We start from the raw sequence: 3,109 nt of genomic DNA, 5'->3' as shown, positions 1-3,109 counted from the left end.
GCGGATCCCTTTTTTGATGGGAAGTTTCCCAAGCCTTGCCCTGGAAGACATCGAGCAAGTTGGAGCGGGCGCCGGGAAGCTAGGGGTTACAAAAGGCGCACTGAGCCGGATCTGCCCAGGTCTCTGCCACAGGCTCGGTGTGGGTGTGGGAACAGCGGGCACAGCCATACACCCACGCCTTGGTTACAGGGGTGGGGGCACCACACTGGCCGCAGGGCAGCCCCGAGATGGAACGGATGCGCCAGTAGCCGGGAGTGCCGCAGGCGGGGCAGAGGCTTTGGGCTTTGGCGATGAGGTTTTGGGTGGCTGCCGCAATCACCTGCAGGCGGGTTGGGTTGTACAGGGCCCGCATATCGGTTTCCAGGTGCAGCCCTCCCTGGCGGGCCAGCAGCTCCTCCACCACCTGCTTTAGGGTTGCTTCGTCTTGGATCCCTTTGTGGATAACTTGGGGCTTTTCCGGCCGGTCGAGGGCGATCAGGCCGTGCTGTGGGAACCCCACCTGTCGGGCAAAGTCGAGCGCTTCTGCCCAGCTCTGCACCCAGCGATGGCTGAAATTGGTTTGGGTGCTTTCTGCGTAGCCCACCAGCTCCAAGGGATCCGCGTCAGGTTCAAAAACCTTGAGCATGACCCACTCCTGGTTCCAAGGGATCCAGGGAAGCTGGGGGTGGGGGCCGAAAGATCCCTCGCTGGCCAAAAGCAAGGGGGCAGGACAAACTTGGCGGGCTCTCTCAATCTTCAGGCGCAGGGTGTGGATGGGATCCCCCGGTCGGGGCCGCTCCCGTGAGAAGGTGCCCAGTTGGTCGGTGTCGAGAGGTATCACTTGCACCTGGATCCCCAGGTGTTGGGCCAAGAGGGGGCCAATCACTTGCTCCTTGCGATGCAGGGTTGCCAAGTAGGCAACCCGACCTTTCCATTGCATAGACTCAGGCCCGACCCCGATCCGGCAAACGAAGTCTACAGCTTTATTGTTGGGCTCATCGGATGGCTCAAACCAGGGGACTGGGTTCTGCCGCCAAGCCCAACTGGGCGACGGCCTCGGCCAAAGCGGCCTCCCGGCTCTCCACAAACCGCTCTGCCGGCAAGGGCAAACGTAGGCTTTCCAAGCGCTGTCGGATCCGGCTCCTGGCCCCGACAATCCACACCTGCTTGCCGCGATCTAGGGCCTCACGAATGGCATTTTCCAGAGAGAGCGTCGCCGAAACCCCCAGCATCGGCACATCCGACAGATCCACCACCAAAGCTTGGCAAGAAGCCACCGCCTGGTGTTGGCGGGAAATGGCCTGGGAAACCCCGAAGATCATCGGGCCGCTCAGGTAAAACAGCAGCACCTGGCCGCGGCCCTGGCGCAGCAATTCCTTTTCCCGCGGCGTGAGATCCACCGCATCATCGGCATCGGTAATGGCTTTCACCTCTTCCGACTGCAGCTCGCTCAAGCGCTGGATGGTGAGCAAATTGGCCACAAACACCCCCACTCCCACGGCGGCGATGAGATCCACGAACACCGTCATGAACATCACCCCGTACATGATGGCCGCCCCTTTGAGGGAGAGGCGGTGGGCCCGCTTCAGGAAGCTCCAGTCGAGGATATCCACCCCCACCTTAAAGGCGATCCCCGCCAGCACCGCCATCGGGATCCCTTGGGTGAGGGGAGCGGCAAACAGCACCACCATCAAGAGGATGAGGGCGCGGGTGATGCCGGCTAAAGGGGTACGCCCACCTGACTGGATATTCACCACCGTGCCCATGGTCGCCCCCGCTCCCGGCAAGCCCCCCAGGAAGCCGGAGACCAGGTTGGCGATCCCCTGCCCGATCAGCTCTTGGTCAGAGTCGTGGCGGGTGCGGGTGAGGTTGTCGGCAATCACCGCCGTCAAGAGGGTGTCGATGCAGCCCAGCATGCCCAGCACCACCCCGTCCAACACCAAGCTGGCCAAAGATGAAAAGGGCAACTGCGGCCATTGCACCTGAGGCAGGCCGGTGGGAATGGGGCCAATGCGCCGCAACTCCCAGTCAGCCATGAACCAGTTGGCCACCAGCGTTCCCAGCACCAGGGCCACCAACTGGGGCGGCACCGCCCGTCGCCAGGGCTTGGGATAGAAAAAGAGGATGGCCAGCGTCAGCAGCCCCAACCCCAGTTCCGGCACCTTGAGGTTAAGCAGGTAGGTCGGCAGGTTCTGCACCGACCCGATCACTCCCCCCTGGCTGGCGTGGCCCAACAGCGGCGGGATCTGCAGCAAAATCATGATCCAGCCAATTCCCGACATAAAGCCGGAGATGACGCTGTAGGGCATGAGGGTGATGTACTTGCCCAGCTTCAGGGATCCAAACAAAATTTGAAACAGGCCCCCCAGCATGACCACGGTAAAAGCTGGCCCCAACCCCTGATCCGGATAGCTGGCGGTAACCTTGGCAACCACCGCCGTCATCATCACCGTCATCGGCCCGGTGGGTTCAGAGATAAGGGTGGGGGTACCGCCGAACAGGGCGGCAAAAAAGCCCACACACACCGCCCCGTACAAACCTGCCACCGGCCCCGCCCCGGAAGCCACCCCAAAGGCCAAAGCCATCGGCAAGGAAACAATCGCCGTCGTCAGGCCGCCGAAGAGATCCCCACGCCAGTTTTCTAGGCTTAGCCGCCGCTGCCAATCCAGAAATCTCCTACCGCCGGCCTGCTCTTCTTTCGCTTGCTGCAGCATGCTCCACCGCTCTCGACACTATGTAGGTAGGCTACCATTGAGCGTTACCATAAAGACTAGACTAGAGAATAGATTTCTATCTATAAGTTTCTTCAGGGATCCCCTTTCGGCGCCGAGTTTGGGAAACTCTCTCTGCCAAGCAGAGCTGCCTGCCGACAGCCGCTCTACCCCAGAATGGTAGACTGGAAACACCTGGATTTGGGGTTACTGCCCTAGGTTGCCGACTGTTGGCGGGCAACAACCTTCTGACCTTGCACCCTGCCCGCGCCCAAGCCGGCCGGGATCCCTCACCTCTACCCCCACCCCATGAGCGACAACGAATTGACCGCACGCATCATCTCCACCGATCTGCAGCGGGAGATGGCGCAGTCCTACCTGGAATACGCCATGAGCGTGATTGTCGGGAGGGCTCTGCC

2 protein-coding genes are annotated in these 3,109 nt (G+C 61.5%); both read right to left on the bottom strand.

The genetic code is table 11. From position 1 onward, the window contains the following. Positions 1 to 79 precede the first annotated feature (79 nt). The gene (locus NW844_RS09495; RefSeq protein WP_414335146.1) at positions 80 to 892 is read right to left on the bottom strand and encodes a DUF6671 family protein; all 813 of its coding nucleotides are present in this window, start codon (positions 890 to 892) and stop codon (positions 80 to 82) included. 94 nt (positions 893 to 986) lie between these two features. Beyond that, positions 987 to 2,693 carry a SulP family inorganic anion transporter gene (locus NW844_RS09490; RefSeq protein WP_414335145.1) on the bottom strand — a complete coding sequence of 569 codons (1,707 nt, stop codon included), beginning with the start codon at positions 2,691 to 2,693 and terminating at the stop codon, positions 987 to 989. Between the last annotated feature and the right edge of the window lie 416 nt (positions 2,694 to 3,109).

The organism is Synechococcus sp. H55.2, from assembly GCF_047462495.1.
Lineage (GTDB): Bacteria > Cyanobacteriota > Cyanobacteriia > Thermostichales > Thermostichaceae > Thermostichus.
This window is presented reverse-complemented; position numbering and strand designations above follow the sequence as displayed.